Origin of the sequence: Streptomyces sp. KL116D, assembly GCF_030766975.1 — a bacterium.
In the GTDB taxonomy this organism is placed as follows: domain Bacteria; phylum Actinomycetota; class Actinomycetes; order Streptomycetales; family Streptomycetaceae; genus Streptomyces; species Streptomyces longispororuber_A.
In genome coordinates, this window is record NZ_JASERH010000142.1 from 1 (window position 1) to 19,140 (window position 19,140).

14 protein-coding genes and 3 pseudogenes are annotated in these 19,140 nt (G+C 68.7%); 6 read left to right on the plus strand and 11 right to left on the minus strand.

What is annotated here, in order from left to right; all coding sequences use genetic code 11:
• Nucleotides 1-10: 10 nt before the first annotated feature.
• The 4 genes and pseudogenes from RBJ77_RS54850 to RBJ77_RS54865 all read right to left on the minus strand — a co-directional run bounded on the left by RBJ77_RS54850 (nt 11) and on the right by RBJ77_RS54865 (nt 4,085).
• Entirely contained in the window at nt 11-2,293 is a 2,283-nt protein-coding gene (locus RBJ77_RS54850) for a (Fe-S)-binding protein (protein WP_372351872.1), read from the minus strand.
• A 68-nt stretch (nt 2,294-2,361) separates the two neighbouring features.
• On the minus strand, nt 2,362-2,793 hold the full coding sequence (locus RBJ77_RS54855) for an electron transfer flavoprotein subunit alpha/FixB family protein (protein WP_372352151.1): 432 nt from the start codon (nt 2,791-2,793) through the stop codon (nt 2,362-2,364).
• Nucleotides 2,770-3,153, minus strand: a pseudogene (locus RBJ77_RS54860) (electron transfer flavoprotein subunit beta); the annotation flags it as partial. The gene RBJ77_RS54855 and the pseudogene RBJ77_RS54860, both read right to left, overlap by 24 nt.
• Nucleotides 3,154-3,395: 242 nt before the next feature.
• Nucleotides 3,396-4,085, minus strand: a complete 690-nt coding sequence (locus RBJ77_RS54865) for a TetR/AcrR family transcriptional regulator (RefSeq protein WP_372351873.1) — start codon at nt 4,083-4,085, stop codon at nt 3,396-3,398.
• A 109-nt stretch (nt 4,086-4,194) separates the two neighbouring features.
• Here RBJ77_RS54865 and RBJ77_RS54870 point away from each other — a divergent pair.
• Nucleotides 4,195-5,271, plus strand: a pseudogene (locus RBJ77_RS54870) (methylmalonyl-CoA mutase); the annotation flags it as partial.
• A gap of 705 nt (nt 5,272-5,976) precedes the next feature.
• Here the strand turns inward: RBJ77_RS54870 and RBJ77_RS54875 are convergent.
• Nucleotides 5,977-6,477 carry a hypothetical protein gene (locus RBJ77_RS54875; RefSeq protein ID WP_372351874.1) on the minus strand — a complete coding sequence of 167 codons (501 nt, stop codon included), beginning with the start codon at nt 6,475-6,477 and terminating at the stop codon, nt 5,977-5,979.
• A gap of 246 nt (nt 6,478-6,723) precedes the next feature.
• Between RBJ77_RS54875 and RBJ77_RS54880 the strand changes: the two genes are divergently transcribed.
• Nucleotides 6,724-8,166, plus strand: a complete 1,443-nt coding sequence (locus RBJ77_RS54880) for an NF041680 family putative transposase (RefSeq protein ID WP_372351875.1) — start codon at nt 6,724-6,726, stop codon at nt 8,164-8,166.
• 36 nt (nt 8,167-8,202) lie between these two features.
• Here RBJ77_RS54880 and RBJ77_RS54885 read toward each other — a convergent pair whose 3' ends face one another.
• The 3 genes from RBJ77_RS54885 to RBJ77_RS54895 all read right to left on the minus strand — a co-directional run bounded on the left by RBJ77_RS54885 (nt 8,203) and on the right by RBJ77_RS54895 (nt 11,535).
• Complete coding sequence (locus RBJ77_RS54885; RefSeq protein ID WP_372351876.1) at nt 8,203-9,294, minus strand: helix-turn-helix domain-containing protein; 1,092 nt, start codon at nt 9,292-9,294, stop codon at nt 8,203-8,205.
• Nucleotides 9,295-9,332: 38 nt separating this feature from the next.
• Nucleotides 9,333-9,968, minus strand: a complete 636-nt coding sequence (locus tag RBJ77_RS54890) for a hypothetical protein (protein ID WP_372351877.1) — start codon at nt 9,966-9,968, stop codon at nt 9,333-9,335.
• A gap of 181 nt (nt 9,969-10,149) precedes the next feature.
• Nucleotides 10,150-11,535 (minus strand): uracil-xanthine permease family protein, encoded by a 1,386-nt coding sequence (locus RBJ77_RS54895; protein WP_372351878.1) that lies wholly within the window; start codon nt 11,533-11,535, stop codon nt 10,150-10,152.
• Nucleotides 11,536-11,705: 170 nt separating this feature from the next.
• Between RBJ77_RS54895 and RBJ77_RS54900 the strand changes: the two are divergent.
• Nucleotides 11,706-12,980: pseudogene (locus RBJ77_RS54900) on the plus strand (uracil-xanthine permease family protein); the annotation flags it as partial.
• On the opposite strand, the gene RBJ77_RS54905 reads toward RBJ77_RS54900, so the two are convergent.
• Nucleotides 12,962-14,086, minus strand: coding sequence for a glycoside hydrolase family 6 protein (locus tag RBJ77_RS54905; protein ID WP_372352152.1), 1,125 nt, complete (start codon nt 14,084-14,086; stop codon nt 12,962-12,964). The pseudogene RBJ77_RS54900 and the gene RBJ77_RS54905 overlap by 19 nt on opposite strands.
• 181 nt (nt 14,087-14,267) lie before the next feature.
• Between RBJ77_RS54905 and RBJ77_RS54910 the strand changes: the two genes are divergently transcribed.
• On the plus strand, nt 14,268-14,981 hold the full coding sequence (locus tag RBJ77_RS54910) for a DUF5995 family protein (RefSeq protein ID WP_372351879.1): 714 nt from the start codon (nt 14,268-14,270) through the stop codon (nt 14,979-14,981).
• 129 nt (nt 14,982-15,110) lie between these two features.
• A complete protein-coding gene (locus RBJ77_RS54915) occupies nt 15,111-16,040 on the plus strand; it encodes an LLM class F420-dependent oxidoreductase (RefSeq protein WP_372351880.1) in 930 nt (309 codons plus the stop codon).
• Between the two features lie 15 nt (nt 16,041-16,055).
• Here RBJ77_RS54915 and RBJ77_RS54920 read toward each other — a convergent pair whose 3' ends face one another.
• Nucleotides 16,056-17,759: a flavin monoamine oxidase family protein gene (locus RBJ77_RS54920; RefSeq protein ID WP_372351881.1), complete on the minus strand. Its 1,704-nt coding sequence runs from the start codon at nt 17,757-17,759 to the stop codon at nt 16,056-16,058.
• A 340-nt stretch (nt 17,760-18,099) separates the two neighbouring features.
• Here RBJ77_RS54920 and RBJ77_RS54925 point away from each other — a divergent pair, with 340 nt between their 5' ends.
• The gene (locus tag RBJ77_RS54925; RefSeq protein ID WP_372351882.1) at nt 18,100-18,663 is read left to right on the plus strand and encodes a hypothetical protein; all 564 of its coding nucleotides are present in this window, start codon (nt 18,100-18,102) and stop codon (nt 18,661-18,663) included.
• Nucleotides 18,664-18,682: 19 nt separating this feature from the next.
• Here the strand turns inward: RBJ77_RS54925 and RBJ77_RS54930 are convergent, their stop codons facing one another.
• Entirely contained in the window at nt 18,683-19,135 is a 453-nt protein-coding gene (locus RBJ77_RS54930) for an Lrp/AsnC family transcriptional regulator (protein ID WP_255968260.1), read from the minus strand.
• Nucleotides 19,136-19,140 lie beyond the last annotated feature (5 nt).

Consider the following 19,140-nt stretch of genomic DNA (forward strand, 5'->3'; position numbering starts at 1 on the left):
GTAGTAGGGGCTACTTGATCGGCTCGGGCTCCGGTGCGTCCTCGGTCTCCGCCTCGCCCGCCGGGTCGACCGGCGTCTTGACGGAGTCGAGCAGCAGCTGGGCGACGTCGACGACCGTGACGGACTCCTTGGCCTTGCCGTCGTTCTTCTTGCCGTTGACGGAGTCGGTCAGCATGACGAGGCAGAAGGGGCAGGCCGTGGAGACGATGTCGGGGTTGAGGCTGAGCGCCTCATCGACGCGCTCGTTGTTGATGCGCTTGCCGATCCGCTCCTCCATCCACATCCGGGCACCACCGGCGCCGCAGCAGAAGCCGCGCTCCTTGTGGCGGTGCATCTCCTCGTTGCGGATGCCGGGGACGCTGGCGATGATCTCGCGCGGCGGGGAGTAGATCTTGTTGTGGCGGCCCAGGTAGCAGGGGTCGTGGTAGGTGATGATGCCCTCGACCGGGGTGACCGGGGTCAGCTTGCCCTCGTCGACGAGGTGCTGGAGCAGCTGCGTGTGGTGGATGACCTCGTAGTCCCCGCCGATCTGCGGGTACTCCTTGCCGATCGTGTTGAGGCAGTGCGGGCAGGTCGCGACGATCTTCTTGGCGGTCCGGGGCTTTTTGGACTCCTCGGTGACCTTGCCGTCCTCGTCGTACTCCTCGCCGAAGGCCATGTTCAGGGACATGACGTTCTCCTGGCCGAGCTGCTGGAACAGCGGCTCGTTGCCCAGGCGGCGGGCGGAGTCACCGGTGCACTTCTCGTCGCCGCCCATGATCGCGAACTTGACGCCCGCGATGTTGAGGAGCTCGGCGAAGGCCTTGGTGGTCTTCTTCGCGCGGTCCTCCAGGGCGCCGGCGCAGCCGACCCAGTAGAGGTATTCGACCTCGGTGAGGTCCTCGATGTCCTTGCCGACGACCGGCACCTCGAAGTCGAGCTCCTTGAGCCACTCCAGGCGCTGCTTCTTCGCCAGGCCCCAGGGGTTGCCCTTCTTCTCCAGGTTCTTGAGCATCGTGCCCGCCTCGGACGGGAACGCGGACTCGATCATCACCTGGTAGCGGCGCATGTCGACGATGTGGTCGATGTGCTCGATGTCGACCGGGCACTGCTCGACGCAGGCGCCGCAGGTGGTGCAGGACCACAGGACGTCCGGGTCGATGACGCCGTTCTCCTCGACCGTGCCGATCAGCGGGCGCTCGGCCTCCGCGAGAGCGGCCGCGGACACGTCCCCCAGCTGCTCCTCGGTCGCCTGCTCCTCGCCCTCCATGTCCTTGCCGCCACCGGCGAGCAGGTAGGGCGCCTTGGCGTGCGCGTGGTCGCGCAGCGACATGATCAGCAGCTTCGGGGAGAGCGGCTTGCCGGTGTTCCAGGCGGGGCACTGCGACTGGCAGCGGCCGCACTCGGTGCAGGTGGAGAAGTCGAGCAGGCCCTTCCAGGAGAACTGCTCGACCTGGGAGACGCCGAAGGTGTCGTCCTCGCCCGGGTCCTCGAAGTCGATCTCCTTGCCGCCCGAGGTCATCGGCAGCAGCGCGCCGAGGGAGACGTCGCCGGCCGCGTTGCGCTTGAACCAGATGTTCGGGAAGGCCAGGAAGCGGTGCCAGGCGACACCCATGTCGGTCTTCAGGGCGACCGTGATCATCCAGATGAACGAGGTCGCGATCTTCAGCCCGGCGAAGAAGTAGGTGAGGTTCTGGAGCGTGGCGACGTCCAGGCCCGACAGCGCGTTCACCACGGGGTACGAGATGAAGAAGGACGCCTCGTAGCTGTCGACGTGGTGCTGGGCGCCTTCGAGGGCGTGCAGCATGAAGATGCACACGCCGACGATGAGGATGACGGCCTCGACGAAGTACGCCTGGCCGAAGTTCGAGCCCGCGAAGCGGGACTTGCGGCCCGGCTTGTTGGGCCTGCTGAGCTGGCGGATCACGATGAGGACGGCGATGCCGAGGACCGTCATCGTGCCGATGAACTCGACGAAGATGTTGTACGGCGCCCATTCGCCGATGATCGGCAGCAGCCAGTCGGCCTTGAACAGCTGGCCGATGGCGTTGACGATCGTCAGCAGCAGCGAGAAGAAGCCCACCGCCACGAACCAGTGCGCGACGCCGACGATGCCCCACTTGTTCATGCGGGTGTGGCCGAGGAACTCCTTGGCCACGGTGACGGTGCGCTGCACGGGTTCGTCGGTACGCGTCCCGGCGGGGACGTTCTGGCCGAGCCGCATGTGGCGGTAGATCTGCGCGATGGCTCGGACGAACAGAGCCACGCCGACCACGATCAGGGCCAGCGACACAATGATCGCGGCAAGTTGCACAGGAAACCTTCCTTCACTCACGCCCTTGCGCCGCCATGTCGGTCAACGGCCTGGCGGCATAGAGTCAGTCAGTTCTTGACTGCGTTGATCTCTTCGGTCAGGGCCGGGGCGACGTCGAAGAGGTCGCCGTAGTCGACCAGGTCGAAGATCGGGGCTTCGGCGTCCTTGTTGACCGCGACGATGGTCTTCGAGGTCTGCATGCCGGCCCAGTGCTGGATCGCGCCGGAGATGCCGTTGGCGATGTACAACTGCGGCGACACACTCTTGCCATCTTGCCGACCTGGTTGGAGTGCGGGTACCAGCCCGCGTCCACCGCGGCCTGGGAGGCGCCCACGGCCGCCCCCCAGGGAGTCGGCGAGGGCCTCGATGAGTCCGAAGTTCTCCGCGCCGTTCACACCACGGCCGCCGGAGAGCACGATCGCGGCCTCGGTCAGCTCCAGACGACCCGTCGACTCACGCGGCGTGCGTGCGGTGACTTTCGCGCCATCCGTCGACGCCATGCCGGAGAGAATCAGGTCGGAGCCGGCCTTCTCGATCGCCTTCGCCAACACCAGCGACGTACCGATCGCGTCCGTGCCGTGCAGATCGTCGTCCTCGACATGGATCGCCTTGTCCGCACCCATCGACAGCGCCTTGCGCAACGCGTCCTTCGCGTCCTCCGGACCCACCGTCAACACGGTGATCTCCACGTCATCGTCGGAGTTCTCCGAGATCTGCAAAGCCTGCTCGACCGCGTACTCGTCCAGCTCCGACAGCAGCCCGTCCACATCATCACGGTCAATGGTCAGGTCATCGGCGAAACCCCGATCGCCCGTGGCGTCCGACACGTACTTCACGGTGACAACGATCCTGAAACCCACATCTGCCCCTTGCAGTGTTCAATACGCCCTCAGCCGAGCCGAGTTGGTACTGGCACCGTTCCAACCACCCGATCAGCTACGGTACTGAGTACCACATTGTGCAGACTGAGTTTCATAGACTGGCCATGCGATCGGTCACACGCCCAGCCGCCGGCGCATCGTAGGCAGCGACGGTCGACAACGAATGCGGGGCCATGCCAGATGCCCGCCCGGCACGGGCCGGGATGCATCGAGACCACCTCTTACTGCCCTGCATCCCCCTCGACAAGACGCCGCAGCGAAGGCAGCAGGGCATCGATATCCCGCCCGGTCCGGAACGCGACGACGGTCGTACCACCGGTCTCCGGCGCGGAGCCCGGTGCAGGGAAGAGGGCAAGCACCTCGCCCATCGCCTCACCCACCTCGGCGATCGGATCGGAGGACTCACCTCTGAGCCACCGGCGCAGCACATGATTGTGGGCGGCCACCACTGCCGCGGCCATGAGTTCGGCCTTGAGCGACACCGACTTGACTGAGCCGGCCGAGCCACCCATCCAGTCCGCGATGAACTCCCTGAACAGGCGCTGGTACGGGGCCACACTGGCGATCTCCCGGTCGCGGAGAACCGCCACCTTGCTCGTTAGCCGGTACCGCCTCCTCGCGAGGTCCCCCTCCTCCAGGTAGTGAAGCAGCACGAGCCGCACCGCATCCGAGACCGCAACCAGAGCGGTGCTGTTGCTCGACGTCTTCAGCCTGTCCCCGATCAGCTCCCGAAGGCGGTCATGGTCGGGGAAGATGACGTCTTCCTTGGAGCGGTAGTGCCGGAAGAATGTCGTGCGCCCGACCCCTGCCCGCTCGGCGATCTCGTCGACGGTGGTCTGCTCGTATCCGCGTTCGTCGAAGAGGGCGAAGGCGGCGTCGGCGAGTCGGGCCCGCACGGATGGCTTGCTCATGAGGGCCCATCCTCCCCTGCCCCACTCCCCGGAGGCCACTTGCTCTCCTCGGTGGAGCTCAGTACCGTAATTGCGAGATTCAGTACCGAAGGTGATTTGCGTGGATCCCGTGGCACGCAGCGAATCCGGCCTGCCCGTCCAGCCGGTCTACGACCGCTGGTCCCTCAAAGACTTCGATCCGGACACCAAGCTCGGCAACCCGGAAGAGTTCCCGTTCACCCGCGGCGTGTATCCATCGATGTACACAGGCCGTCCTTGGACCATGCGGCAGTACGCCGGGGGGGGTACGGCAAAGGAGTCCAACGAGCGCTATCACGAACTGGTCGGTGCGGGTTCGGGCGGTTTGAGCGTGGCCTTCGACCTGCCGACACAGATGGGGTACGACTCCGACGAGGCCATCGCCCGTGGCGAGGTGGGAAAAGTCGGTGTGACGATCGACTCCATCGACGACATGTGCACCCTGTTCCAGGGCCTGCCGCTGGCCAAGGTGTCCACGTCGATGACGATCAACTCGCCGACCTCAACACTTCTCCTGCTGTATCAGCTGGTAGCGGCCGAACAGGGCGTCTCCGGTGACCAGTTGACCGGTACGATCCAGAACGACGCACTCAAGGAGTACATCGCCCGCGGCACCTACATCTTCCCGCCCCAGTAGTCCCTGCGCCTGATCAGCAACATTTTCGCCTACTGCCACAAGAAACTGCCGCGCTGGAACACCATCTCCATCTCCGGCTACCACATGGCCGGGGCCACGCCGGCGCAGGAGATCGCGTTCACCCTGGCCAACGCCAAGGAATACGTACGCGCCGCCATCAGCGCGGGGCTGGACGTCGACGACTTCGCGCCACGCCTGTCGTTCTTCTTCGTCGCCCGGACCACGATGCTGGAGGAAGTCGCTAAGTTCCGTGCAGCCCGCCGCATCTGGGCGCGCATCATGCACGACGAGTTCGGCGCCAAGAACCCCAAGTCGCAGATGCTGCGCTTCCACACCCAGACCGCCGGCGTGCAGCTCACGGCTCAGCAACCCGAGGTCAACCTGGTTCGGGTCGCCCTGCAGGGCCTGGGCGCGGTTTTAGGCGGGACCCAATCCCTGCACACCAACTCCTATGACGAGGCCATCGCCCTGCCCACGCAGAAGGCGGCTCGTCTCGCGCTGCGCACCCAGCAGGTCATCGCCTACGAGACGTGACATCTCGAGTCCGAGCACGAGTCCGACGTGGTCCAGGCCGATCTCGGTGACCAGCCGCTGAAACCCGGTGCGGGCCAGCGCCGTTGTCGCGGACATCCCGAGGTCGTCGTCGATGACCAGGACCCGGTCCGCCTCCCAGCCCAGCGCGACGGCCCGGTGCTTCAGCGCGTACTGCAGCCGCGTCGGCTCCTGGTGATTCAGGAGCTGCTGTCGTGTGGGCTGGCGGACACAGACGGCCGCCAGGCGCTGCCAAAGCCGGTCGCCCACCTTGCCGTTCGCCCGCTCCCAGGGCAGTGCCGCGGTCACGGCCGGGCCGGCTCACTCGCGGCCGCGGTCATCACACGACCGGCCAGTCTCGTCAACTGCCGGACCACTACCTGCCGGTTCGTCTCCGGCAGGCTCGCCCACACCCGATCGTCCGGCGACGTCCGAACTCTCCTCTGGGGCCAGCGTCACGTTCCTCGCGCATGAGGACACGTCCCCCTCACGGGCCTGAAGCCGCTCGGCCACCGTGGCCAGCCGCCGCAGCCCCTCACGGCCGACTATCGGCCCCCGCCCGCTCCCCTGACCATCCATAGGTGCAGTGTGCTTGGGCGATGGAACGGTCGCTCGCCTGGCTGCTCCGCTCCCGCCGGCTGGCCCGGGACTACGAACGGCGCCCGGATTCCAGCGAGACGATGATCCTGTGGTCGATGACCCGGCTCATGACCCGCCGTCTCGCAGTCCCGGCGCGAGGGTGAACCGACCCGAGGGCTCCCTCACCAGCCAGCCCCGGTTCACCAGCCGCCTGGCCCGGCAGCGAATGCCTTCCACCCTCGTCCTCGCGGTCACCTCCACCCCCAGCTCCTTACAGGTCAACGGCCCGGACGCACCACCCAGAACCGCCGTGAGCCGCTGATACTCCGGCGACAGCACCGACACCGACAACCCGCGCCGCCACGACGGAACCACCGACCGGGGCACCGCCTCCCGCAAGGACGGGACCACACCCGCTGCCTCCTCCGGTGCCGCCTCTTCCATCTTCACGACGTCCGGGCCGGCGAGGACCTCGGCCACGGTCTCTCGCGCGACAACGAATCGCTCCCAGTCGAGCTCGGCCTCCCGCAACTCGGCGAGCACCAGGTCCGCCTGGCCCCGCAGGACCTCCACCCGCTGGGCAGCAACCCGTTCACGTTCCTCCAACAGCCCGACCACCGACGACATCCCGTACCTCCACGACCGCCCCGACACGACACGACGAGTCCTGCCTGCCACGGAAGCCACGACACTATGCCTGACCAGCACTTATGGGTCGCTCAAGTACGGAAAGACGACACCTTCTTAGCTTGATCTTTAACCTCGAGTGTCACCCGACCTGCTGATCTGCGGTTCTTCCCGGGACAGTCGAGACGGCCGTTCTCCACGCTTCGAGATGTCGAGTAACGAAGTGCGAGAGAACGGCCGCTGCGTATGAGTGTCTCTGTCTCTGGGCCTGCCGGCGATGCGTTGGAGGTCTTGTCCCGCTTTCGGGTCGAGTTCTACGACTGTCTGTACGCCCGCGCCGATGTCCTCTTCGAGCTCACCGACGCGGTCCTGTGCAAGGACGGCCCCGTCCAGACCTTGGTCGACCTCAGTCTGGAGGCCGAGCACCGGCGCGGGCACGGCGCTCTCTACCAGGCGCTGAACACCGGCTGGGCCGAACCGGCCCGGCTGCGCTGCCTGTTGGCCACGCTGCCCGTTCCCCGTGCGGTCGACGGACGGATCGTGCTGGCCGTGGACATCTCGACCTGGCTGCGGCCGGACGCCGAGACCAGTCCCGACCGGCTCTTCTGCCACGTCTACGGGCGTGGCCGCAGCAAGGACCAGTTCATTCCCGGCTGGCCCTACTCCTTCGTCGCCGTGCTGGAGTCCGGCCGCACCTCCTGGTGCCGCCTGATGGACGCCGTCCGGCTGGGGCCGGCCGACGACGCCGCGGCCGTCACTGCCATCCAACTCCACGATGTTGTCACACAGTTGATTGCCGCAGGCCACTGGAGCGACGGCGCCCCCGATCTGCTGTTCGTCGCCGACGCCGGCTACGACCTGGCCCGCCTGGCCCATCTGCTCGCCGACCTGCCCGTGGAGATCTGCGGCCGGCTGCGCTCGGACCGCGTGATGGCCCGCGATCCGGCGCCGCACAACGCCCGGCCACGCTCGGGCCGCCCACGCATGCACGGCGCCCCGTTCGCCCTGGCCAGGCCCGACACCTGGGGCGAACCGCAGACCGAGACCCGAACCGACACCACCCGCTACGGCATCGCCATCGCCCGGGCATGGGACCGGCTCCACCCCCGCCTCACCCGCCGCTCGGCCTGGATCACCGACCAGAACGCCGAACTCCCCATCCTGCACGGCCTGGTGATCCGCCTGAGCGTCGAGCGCCTGCCCGGCGGCCGGAATCCCGACCCGGTATGGCTGTGGTCCTCACACCCCGGAGCCCACCCCGCCCACATCGACCAGCTGTGGCGGGCCTACCTGCGCAGATTCGACCTGGAACACACCTTCCGTCTACTGAAGCAGACACTGGGCTGGACCGTGCCCAAGCTCCGGGACCCCGCCAGCGCAGACCTGTGGACGGCACTGATCATCGCCGCACACACCCAGCTGTGGCTCGCCCGGCCGGCCGCCGAAGACCTGCGCCGCCCCTGGGAACGACCTCTACCCGCCCGCAAGTTGACACCCGCCCGGGTACGGCGAGGGATTCGCAACATCCGCGCGAAGACGGCCCGCCCCGCCGCTGCACCAAAACCCTCCCGTCCCGGCCCGGGACGCCCCAGCGGCTCGAGGAACCGAACGAGGGCATCCCGTCACACACCGGGAAAGACCGCCAAACGCGCCGAGACACTCGACCAGCACTACGGCCGCACAGGTTAAAGATCAAGCTTAGTGCGCGGTGGCCGGCCGCGCCCGCTATCCCGTGACCAGTCGAAGCTCAGGCCGCACTGGCGGCCCCTGTTCGCCGCCACCTTGGACTGCGGCGGGCACCAGGCCGAAGACGTACTCGTTGAGTTCTTCAGGAAAGATGGTCAGCTCGGCAGCCACATCGGCAGGAGACATCTTCAGCGGGCCCCTGAGCGCTTCGAAGACCTTCGAAAGCAGCTGGCTGCTCTCGCGGCTCAATGCCGAGTCAGGTTCGCTGCGGCGATACCCGCGTCGGGCCAGTTCCTTGGCGGCCTGGTTGTAGCGCCATTCACTAAGCAGCCCCAGCTTCCTCAAGCGGTAGGCCAGCGCCATGGCCGACACGCCCCAACGTCGCTTTGCGCTCAGGATTCGTTCCACCGACGCTCCGTGCAGTTGCTGGGCGAGAATGCCGGCTCGGGGCATGAGAAAGGCCGAGGCGAAGTCGTTCGCCTCGCCCTCGGAGTTCCGGCCGTGAGGGATGCGGTGTTCGCAGTGCATGATCAGATGCCCCAGCTCATGCGCGGCATCGAAGCGTCCTCGCTCCCCCGTCTTGCGGGTGTTCAAAAAGACATACGGCGTCCCCGACTCGATGGTCGAGAACGCGTCGATGTCCAGGCAGTCCGAGGGTAGGGAGAACACGCGCACACCGTTGGCCTCAAGCAAGTGCACGGTGTTCGGCAGCGGTTCTTCCCCGACCCCCCAAAACGCCCGAACCCGTTCTGCTGCCTCCTCCGGGTTGAGGTGGGGGCAGGTGGGCAGGTTGGGGCGTGGCAGCTTGAACAGCCCTTCCAGCCATGCATTTAGTGACATGGCAGCAGTCCCTGAGGTCAGGGCGCTATCCCGCTCCATTGCTGTCATCTTCGAAGGCGCCCTGAAGCTGACGGCATCGAGCTGCAGTTCTGCAGGGCGGGGCGCTTCGAAGAAGGCCAGCGGGTAGTGCAGCGCCGCCGCCAACGAGGACAGCGTCTCCTTCGACGGAACCTTGCGATGATTCTCGAAGGCCGTGATGCTCTGCGCCGAAAACCCTGATCGTCGGGCCAGTTCCGCGAGGGTCATGCGTCGACGCTTGCGCGCCAGAACCAGCCGCTCCGGGGTGAACACGTTCCTCAACTCCCACGTTCGGACTACCTATAGCTCGGTCATCCCCCCAACAACTCCACGACGACGTCCGGGCCGTCTCCGTCACCTGGATCGTCTAGGAGGGCGATGTCGGCCCCCGGGTCACCGAGGTCCGGAAGATCGAGCGGAATGCGCTCCTGCCACTCGTCGACGAACTTGCCGTTCATCTTGATCGGCAGGGACAACTCGGCAGTGATCTTGCCCTTGTCCCACTTGTACAGCAGGCACCACATCGGGATGTCGTCGAGCTCCCGGCCGTAGAGCACCTGGTCGTGGCTCATGAAGGCGAACTGCCCGTTGCGCTCGACGAGTCGAGCCATCTCCGGGCCCTTGGGGTTCTTCGAGCGCACCTTCGCGTTGAGGTCGCCCACCCCGCCAAACGCGCTGATCGCCGTGACGGCATGGCTCATGCTGGGGTGGATCATCCGCAGGATGCTGGAACGAGAGGTGCGCGCCCACCCCTCCGGATCGAGCGCTTCGGCCACGTACCGGTTGCACCGACTCCAGAACATGAACCCGCGCATCGCCGGCGCGTCGAAGTCCGTGCAGGTGCGCACATCCGCAGCCGAAAGGTCGAGTGCGTCACGGAACATGTCCACCGTGAGGTCGAGCTGCGCTAATCGCCGTCGACACTGCTCAGGGTTCAGCTGGTGCACGATCCCTCCCACCACAACCGTACGTTTCAAAAACCGTACCTCATATGAGGTGAGATTTTTGAAACTCAACAAGTTTCGCAAGGGCGCGTAGGCGGGCGTCAGTCATCCGGACGGTGGAAGGCGCCATTCTGGCCAGGGGTACGTGCCTCCAGGCGCTTCGTCAGGGCAGAGGCTCCCCTGGCTACCTGTCGCTGACAGGCCCATCGTCGTAGTCGGTGGTCCCCGCGTCCAAGAGGGGCGGCTGCGCAGTCCCGGCCGCCTTCGAAAGCCACCGCAGCGCGTGATACCCGGTCAGCACGATCAATGTCCCGAGCGCGATGCCGGAGAGCTCGAAGTTGTCGGTGAACTTCAGCGAGACGCCCCCGATGCCGACGATGACGCCGGCCGCCGCCGGGACGAGGTTGAGGGGCTGCGCGAAGTCGACTTGGTTGCGGATCCAGATCTGCGCACCCAGCAGGCCGATCATGCCGTAGAGGATGACCGTGATCCCTCCGAGCACGCCGCCCGGGATCGCGGCCACCAGTGCGCCGAACTTCGGGCACAGGCCGAAGAGCAGGGCGAAGCCGGCCGCCGCCGTGTACGCGGCCGTGGAGTACACGCGGGTCGCGGCCATCACGCCGATGTTCTCCGCGTACGTGGTGGTGGCAGGACCGCCCGCCGCGGTCGACAGCACGGTCGCCGCGCCGTCCGCCATGATCGCCTTGCCCATCTGGTCGTCCAACGGGTCGCCCGTCATCTCACCCACGGCCTTGACGTGACCGGCGTTCTCCGCGACCAACGCCACCAGGACCGGCAGCGCGACCAGGATCGCCGAGGCGGAGAAGTTGGGGGCGTGCAGGGTCGGGAAACCGATCCAGTCGGCGGAGGTGACAGCGGAGAAGTCGATCCGCCAATGGTCGGTGACCTTCCCCGCCCCGTTGGCCGAGTGGATCTTCCCCGCCGTACGGTCCAGCACCCACGACAGCACGTAGCCGAACAGCAGTCCCAGGAAGATCGCGATACGCGACCAGAAGCCCCGCAGCACCACCAGCGCGAGCCCGGTGAACAGCATTACCGCCAAGGCCGTCCACTGGTCCTGCGGCCAGTAAGTGGAGGCTGTCACCGGCGCCAGGTTGAAGCCGATCAGCATCACCACCGCCCCGGTCACCGCGGGCGGCAGCACCGCGTGAATCACCCGGGCACCCAGGATGTGGATGGCCAGACCGCAGCCGACCAGGCACAGGCCGACCACCAGAAGCGCGCCCGTCAGCGTCCCCGCGTCACCACCTTGCGAGGAGATGACCGCGGACACTCCCACGAACGACAGTGACGATCCCAGGTACGACGGGATGCGTCCCTTCGTCACCACCAGGAACAGGATCGTCGCCACACCCGAAGCCATCAGGGCCAGGCTCGGGTCCAGGCCCATCAAGACCGGAGCCACAAAACAGGCGCCGATCATCGACACCACATGCTGTGCGCCGAGACCGATCGTGCGCGGCCAGCTCAGCCGCTCAGACGGCTTGACCACCTCCCCCGGCCGCAGGTCCTTGCCGTCTCCATGCAGGGTCCACCCGAATCTCGCCACAACCACACCTCACTACTCCGCTACGCCCCGCGCACCGCAGAGCCGACGTGATCCTTAGTCGACCACCCTTGCAATGGCAAACCGAGTCGACCGGGGTATTCGGGTGGCCGCCGCCCTCAACCGGCTCCGCCAGGGCCGACGGACAGGCCCAGACCCAGCCATGTACGCTCGGAGCAACATTCGTCGCCCCGGTGCTGATGGGCCTCGACCCGAACCTCGCGATCATGATGTCCGGTGTCGCCACGGTCATCTTCCTGCTCGCCACCAAGGGCCGGGTGCCCAGCTATCTGGGCTGTTCGCTCTCCTTCGTGGGCGTCGCGGCGGTGATCCGGGCGTCGGGCGGGACCAGCGCCACGGTCACCGGTGCCGTGTTCGTGGTCGGTGTGGTGCTGTTCCTGGTCGGTCTCGCGGTGCAGAAGTTCGGGGCGCGGATCATCCACGCGGCGATGCCGCCGATCGTCACCGGTGCCGTGGTCATGCTGATCGGCTTCAACCTGGCTCCGGTCACGGCCTCCACGTACTGGCCGGCCGACCAGTGGACGGCGCTGCTCGTCATGCTGTTCACCGGTTTGGCCGTGGTCTGCCTGCGCGGTTTCTGGTCGCGGATCGCGATCTTCCTCGGTCTGCTCTTCGGTTATGGCATCTCCTGGGTCCTCGACCGGGTCTTCGGCAAGATCCACTCGGTGAGCGGCGGCACGGAGGCCGTCGACCACTGGCGGCTCGACCTGTCCGCGGTCGGCAAGGCGGACTGGATCGGCCTGCCGTCCTTCCACGCCCCGTCGTTCGAGTGGTCCGCGATCCTCGTGGCGCTGCCCGTCGTGATCGCCCTGATCGCCGAGAACGCCGGACACGTCAAGGCCGTCGGCGAGATGACCGGCGACAACCTCGACGGCAAGCTCGGCACCGCGATCTCCGCGGACGGCGCCGCGTCGATGCTCTCCACCGCGGTGGGCGGTCCGCCCAACACCACGTACTCCGAGAACATCGGCGTCATGGCGGCCACCCGCGTCTACTCGACGGCGGCGTACTGGGCCGCGGCCGGATTCGCGCTGCTCTTCGGTCTGTGCCCCAAGTTCGGCGCGATCGTGGCCGCGATCCCCGGCGGCGTGCTCGGCGGCATCACCGTCATCCTCTACGGCATGATCGGCCTGCTCGGCGCCCAGATCTGGATCAACGCCAAGGTGGATCTGCGCAACCCGCTGAACCTGGTGCCGGCCGCCGCGGGCATCATCATCGGCGTCGGCAACGTGTCCCTGAAGTTCACCGACAACTTCTCGCTCAGCGGCATCGCGCTCGGCACCATCGTCGTCATCACCGGCTACCACGTGCTGCGCGCGCTGGCCCCCGCCCACCTCAAGTCGCAGGAACCGCTGCTGGACTCGGGCACGTCGTCGTACGACGACAAGGGCGCGGCGGCCGCGAAGGATCAGTCGGCCAGCTCGTAGGCGTAGTCGGGCGTGAACGTCCCCGGCTCGCCCTTGCAGCCGTCGGACTCGCCCGGCAGCTTGACCCACAGGTAGGCGTCGATCCCGGACTCACCGGTCCGCAGGGTCGGCGCCTGCCCCAGTTTCCGGCCGTCGGGATCGCACCACTCGCCGCCCGCCGGGGCCCCGTTCCCGTTGCGGCTGGTGTCGATGACGGCGCCCAGACCGCTCGGCCCGCCCAGCGCGGCGAGCACCCGGCGCGCGTAGGCGGCCTCGTCCGCGGTGCGGTTGAAGTTCGAGACGTTGGTGAAGATCCCGTCGGACGAGGCGGCCGACGCGGCGCCCGCCGCCCGCAGCCGCGCGGCCTGCGTGCCGGCCGGGTTCCAGTCGGAGTGGCCCGCGTCGTAGTAGACCCGGGCCCGCGGGTTCGCCGCCTTCATGACCCGGCCGGCCCGGGCCAGCGCCGCGTACCGGTCGGCCCGCTGCCCCGCGTCGAGGCACTCCGTCTGGGACAGCGCGTCCGGCTCCAGGACCACGATGACCTCGCGGGAGCCGAGCCCGGCCGCGAACCGGTCGATCCAGTCGTCGTACGCGCCGACGTCCGGCGCCCCGCCGTCGGAGGCCCCGCCGCAGTCCCGCTGGGGGATCGCGTACGGCACCACCACCGGCACCTGTCCCGCGGCCGCCGCGCCCGACGTCACCGCGCGCACCCGGGAGGTGATCGTGGCCGGGGTGAAGTCGGCGAACCAGACGGCGGCCGGCCGGTCCGCGATCCGGGACTCGATGAGGGGGCGGCGCGGGTCGGAGCGGTTGGCCCGCACCCAGTCGAGGACCTGCGAGTCGCCGTGCCGGTACAGGCCGGTGGCGGGCGGCGGCGCGGGGGCCCTGGTCGCCCTGCGGGGCCGGGCGGACGGCGACGCCTTCGGTTTCGGCTTCTTCGAACTCCGCGACGGGGAGGGCGAGTTGCTGGTGGGCGGTGGGTTCGTCACCGCGGGCATCGGCAGCAGGCTCGGCGACGCGCTCACGGTGGGGCGCGCCTCGTCGCCGCCGTCCGGGCCACTGTCGAGCGCGGACACCAGGCCCGCGACCGTCCCGACGGTCGCCACGACCGAGGCCGCCGCGACCATCGCGCCCCGTGCCGCCGCCCGCCGTCGGGCGGCGCGCCGCTCGGCGAGCCGCCGCGCACGTAACCCTGACACCGTGCACTCCCCCCTCGATCCGGCTCGATCCGGCCCGCCGTTCCCTCGTTCTGGGGAAGCCCCCGGCCAGCCGACACCCGCGTAAGGCTACGGCTGGGACGCTGCCTGCATGGCGCAGTTGGAACGGATCACAGGGGCCCGGATCCCGGCCCAAGGGGTCGACTCGGTGCTCGCGAGGATGCGCGCGCTCGGCGCGGATCTGCCGCCGGGCGACGGGATCGCCGTCTTCAACCGGGTCTACCTCTCGGTCACGGAGGCGATCGACCGGGCCATCGACACGGGTGCGGCGGGCGGCTTTCCCGACCGGGCCGCGGCGATCACGCTGGACGTCCGCTTCGCCGAGCGCTATCTCACGGCCGTCGACGCGGCGGTGTGCGGGGTGCGCGCGCCCGCCTGCTGGCGGCCGCTGTTCCAGTTCCGGCGCCATCCCGGGGTACGCCCGCTGCAGTTCGCGCTCGCGGGCATCAACGCGCACATCGGCCACGATCTGGCGCTCGCCGTGGTGGACACCTGTCGTACGCTCGACTGCGAACCCGGATGCCTGGAGGACGAGTTCGAGCGCGTGGGCGATCTCCTCGTCTCGCTGGAGGAGCGCATCCGCGAAGAGCTGATGCCGGGTCCCGACCTCCTCCAGGTCGCCGATCCGCTCACCCATCTGCTCGGCTCGTGGAGTCTGGAGCGGGCCAGGGACGGCGCGTGGGCGGCGGCCCGGGCCCTGTACGCCCTGCGGGAACTGCCGTCCGTGGCGGCCGAGTTCACCCATCGCCTCGACACCACGGTGGGCCTGGTGGGACGGATGCTGCTCACGCCACTCCCCGACTGAATCCGGCCGTCCCTGACGTCCCTCCCGGAACTCCCCCGAGATGTCTGTACGTTGAAGCGTTCGAGCCCGGCCGCGCCCGCGACGACGGACGACGACACGGCTGACGCACGCATCACGAAGGAGCCCGGCATGACGACCCGACTCGGCCTCAGCCTCCCGCAGATGAAGCACTACGACATCGGCCGTGACGTCGCCGAGGTGGCGCGCACGGCGGAGGACATCGGGTACGAGAGCCTGTGGGTGTTCGAGCGGATCCTGTTCCCCGAGCCCGCCACCCAGGGTCTTTACGGCATCCCGGGCCTGCCCTGGCCCGACCAGTACCGCTCGGTGGCCGACCCGCTGATCACGCTCGCCCTGGCGGCGTCGGCGACGTCCCGGGCCAGGCTCGGCACCAGCGTCCTGGTGGCACCGCTGCACATCCCCTTCCAACTCGCCCGTTCCCTGGCCTCGTTGGACGCGGCGAGCGGCGGCCGGGTCGTCGCCGGGCTCGGTACGGGCTGGTCGCACGACGAGTACGCGGCGGCGGCGGTGGCACCGTTCGAGCAGCGCGGCAAGGTCCTGGACGAGCTGATCGACGTGTGCCACGCGGTGTGGGGGCCCGACCCGGTCGCGTACGAGGGCGAGCTGACGACCGTCGCCCCGTCCGAGGTCGGCCCCAAGCCGGCCCGCCCGATCCCGATCCTGCTGCCGGCGAACGCACCGAAGGCGCTGCACCGCCTGGTGGACCGGGCGGACGGCTGGATGCCCGTCGCGATGGGCGCCGAGCAGCTCAAGCAGCAGTGGGCGGACCTCCAGGCCGTGGCGGAGCAGCGGGGTCGCACGGCTCCGCTGCAGACCGTGCTGCGGGTGAACACGACGTACACGCGCGAGGCGTACACGGGCGACGACCGCCGCCCGTTCCAGGGCAGCGTGGACCAGATCGTCCAAGACCTGGTCGCGCACGACGAGGTCGGGCTCGACGAGATCCTGATCGACGTGCAGGGCCGGGTCCGCGACGCCCAGGAGCTCCAGGACGTCGCGGCGGAGGTCTACGAGAAGGCGCGGGCCGCCGGAGTGTGAGCCCGGCCCGGCCGGTCAGTCCTCCGGGAGTTCGACCGGGGCGATCGACTCGTACAGGTCGCCCGGGCCCGGGTTGGTCGCGTCGGTCGTCCCGCCGAGGTGGTGCATGACGCCCCACACCGCGTTCAGCGCCGTCTGCACCGCGCCCTCGGCCCAGCCGGCCGTCCACGAGATGTCGTCGCCGGCGAGGAAGATGCCCCGCCGGTCCTCGGGCAGGCCGTCCTGCATGAAGTGCGTGAACAGGCGCCGCTGGTAGCGGTAGTGCCCGGGCAGGTTCGCCTTGAACGCGCCCATGAAGTACGGCTCGTTCTCCCAGGACACGGTCACCGGGTTGCCGATGATGTGCTTGCGGATGTCGACCTTGGGATAGATCTCGCCGAGCGACTTCAGCATCACTTCGAGGCGCTCGTTCGCGGACAGCGGCAGCCACTTCAGGCTGTCGTCGCACCACGTGTAGGAGAGGCAGATGACGGCGGGCCTGTCCGGCCCGTCGTCGAGGAGGTAGGTGCCGCGGGTCATCCGGTCGGTGAGCGTCATCGACATGACGTCGCGCCCGGTGGTCTCGTCCTTGTCGAGCCAGAACGGCCGGTCGACCGGCACGAACAGCTTGCTGGACTCCATGTAGTGGGTGCGCTCGATCGCCGTCCAGTGGTCGATCGGGAACAGCTCGTCGTCGCACGCCACCTTCGACAGCAGCATCCACGACTGCGCGGTGAAGATCGCCGCCTTGTACGTGCGGATGTCGCCGTCGGCGTCCGTCACGGTGATGTGGTTCCCGGCGGTCCGGGCGAGCCGGGTCACGGCGGGCCGCGGCCTGCCGTCGGCGTGCAGCGTGGCGAGGGAGGTCCCGTACGCCCAGTTCACGATCTTCTCGGGCGTCCGCTCCCACAGCCGCAGCGGCAGCTGCTGCGAGCCGCCGACGATGCCGCGGTGGTGGTCGTCGGCCTCGGTGTAGACGACGCGCAGGATCTCCAGGATGGAGTTCGGGAAGTCGGTGTCCCAGCCGCCCGTGCCGAAGCCGACCTGCCCGAAGATCTCGCGGTGGCGGAACGACTTGAACGCCTCGGACTCGCAGAGGAACCCGTAGAACGTCTGGTTGTCGAGCTTCTCGACGAGCTTCGCCCAGATCTCCCGGATCCGCGGCACGTCGCGCTCGCGCATCGCCTGGTTCATGTCGGAGAAGTCGGCGCCCTCGTCGAGGCACTTGTTCCAGGCGGCGGCGACGTCGCGGTAGACCTGCGGCAGGTCGTCGATCGTCTCGGCGTAGTGGGACTCGCCCTTGAGGTCGACGACGGTCGACGGCGTGGCGGCCGAGAGCGGGTTCGGGAACGGGCTGGTCTCCAGGCCCACCAGGTCGATGTAGTGCTGCAGCGCCGTCGACGACGGAGGGAAGCGCATGGCGCCCATCTCGGCGGTCAGCCCGGCCGCGTCCGGCGGGGTCCCGTCGAAGCCGACCGTGCGCAGCCGCCCGCCGATCCGGTCCGCCTCGTACACGACGGGCTTGAGGCCCATCTTCATCAGCTCGTACGCGGCGACGACGCCGGACAGGCCGCCGCCGATGACGGCGATCTCGGTGCCGTGCTCGGTCGCGGGTATCTGGCCGAGGCCCGCCGGGTGGGCGAGGAAGTCGTCGTACGCGTAGGGGAAGTCCGGGCCGAACATGGTGATCGGCGGCTGCGCGTCGGTGTGCTGGACGGCGGTGGGCACCGTGGACGTCATGGGGTGCGGACTCCTCGCGGATACGGAGCGGTTGGGGGCAGGGCGGATCGCCGCCGTCACGGGCGTGGGGGACAAGCCGGGGGGATCGGAAAGACGGTACGTTTCCGCTGGTCGGCGGGACAAGACGGGACCGTTGCGTCTGAGGATGCGATCCGTTGCGCCTCCGGCCCGCGCGGCGGCGATTCGTTGCGCGCTCCGGTGAGCCCTCGGTAGCAGAGCGTCTCCCCCGCGCGGCGGAGCCGGGTCCCGACCGTGGCCGGACGTGCCGGGGCCCGCCCCCGGGAGATCGTTCTCACACCCGGAAGGACCGGGCGGGCACGGTGATCACAGGGGGTTTCCCATGGCACGCACGCGGATCCTGGTGGCGGCGGCGATGGCGCTGCTGGTGGCGGCGACCGGCACGGCGGCGGCCGGCGTCGACCTCGACGGCCCGCACACCGCGCGGCACCAGGCGGCCGCCCGCGAGGCGGCGGCGCTGACCGGTTCGGCCAAGCTGTACCGGCCGTACGGCGACGACATCACGTTCACGTTCGACGCCCACCTGGCCGCGAAGGACAACATGCGGCCGGAGAAGGCGTTCGGCACCTTCTCCTTCAGCCACTACGTGGACGGCGGGGGCGGCTGGGCGAAGGGCCGGATCGACTGCCTGGTGACCGGCGGGAAGACGGCGGTGATGACGGGGATCGTCACGGACTCGGACACCCCGCACAAGGGGAAGCGGGTCGGCATCAGCGTCACGGACGACGGCCGGCACGACCGGGTCGGCTACAGCTGGATGAGCGCGGACGCGGACGAGCTGACGGTGCCGCGCTGCACGAGCCTGCCGCCCTTCGAGACGATCGAGAAGGGCAGCGGCGACTTCCAGGTGCTCCAGTGGTACCCGGAGTACCCGACCCGGCCATAGGGCCTGTCGGCCCCATGGGTCAGGCGGGCGAGCCGGAGGTGAAGCGGCGCATCAGCGGGGAGAGCACGAGCACGGACTTGGTCCGCTCGACGAACGGCTCCCCCGCGATCCGCTCCAGGACCCGCTCGAAGTGGCGCATGTCGGAGGCGAAGACCTGGACGAGGGCGTCCGCCTCACCGGTGACGGTGGAGGCGGCCGCGACCTCGGGATACCGCTCCAGACCTCGCCGGATCGCGTCCGGCGAGGTGTTGCGGCGGCAGTAGATCTCGATGAACCCCTCGGTCTCCCAGCCGAGCGCGGCCGGGTCGACCCGCACGGTGAAGCCGGTGATCGCCCCGGTGGCCCGCAGCCGGTCCACGCGCCGCTTCACGGCGGGCGCGGAGAGGCCGACGAGCTGCCCGATGTCGGCGTAGGAGCGACGGGCGTCCTCGGCGAGGGCGTGCACGATGCGTTCGTCGAGATCGTTCAGCAAGGCAG

Coding starts and splice junctions, on each gene's coding strand:
- RBJ77_RS54855 (WP_372352151.1), bottom strand. CDS start 2,793: ATGGCGTCGACGGATGGCGCGAAAGTCACCGCACGCACGCCGCGTGAG.
- RBJ77_RS54875 (WP_372351874.1), bottom strand. CDS start 6,477: ATGTCGTCGGTGGTCGGGCTGTTGGAGGAACGTGAACGGGTTGCTGCC.
- RBJ77_RS54925 (WP_372351882.1), top strand. CDS start 18,100: ATGGCACGCACGCGGATCCTGGTGGCGGCGGCGATGGCGCTGCTGGTG.
- RBJ77_RS54905 (WP_372352152.1), bottom strand. CDS start 14,086: ATGGTCGCGGCGGCCTCGGTCGTGGCGACCGTCGGGACGGTCGCGGGC.
- RBJ77_RS54880 (WP_372351875.1), top strand. CDS start 6,724: ATGAGTGTCTCTGTCTCTGGGCCTGCCGGCGATGCGTTGGAGGTCTTG.
- RBJ77_RS54920 (WP_372351881.1), bottom strand. CDS start 17,759: ATGACGTCCACGGTGCCCACCGCCGTCCAGCACACCGACGCGCAGCCG.
- RBJ77_RS54910 (WP_372351879.1), top strand. CDS start 14,268: ATGGCGCAGTTGGAACGGATCACAGGGGCCCGGATCCCGGCCCAAGGG.
- RBJ77_RS54915 (WP_372351880.1), top strand. CDS start 15,111: ATGACGACCCGACTCGGCCTCAGCCTCCCGCAGATGAAGCACTACGAC.
- RBJ77_RS54865 (WP_372351873.1), bottom strand. CDS start 4,085: ATGAGCAAGCCATCCGTGCGGGCCCGACTCGCCGACGCCGCCTTCGCC.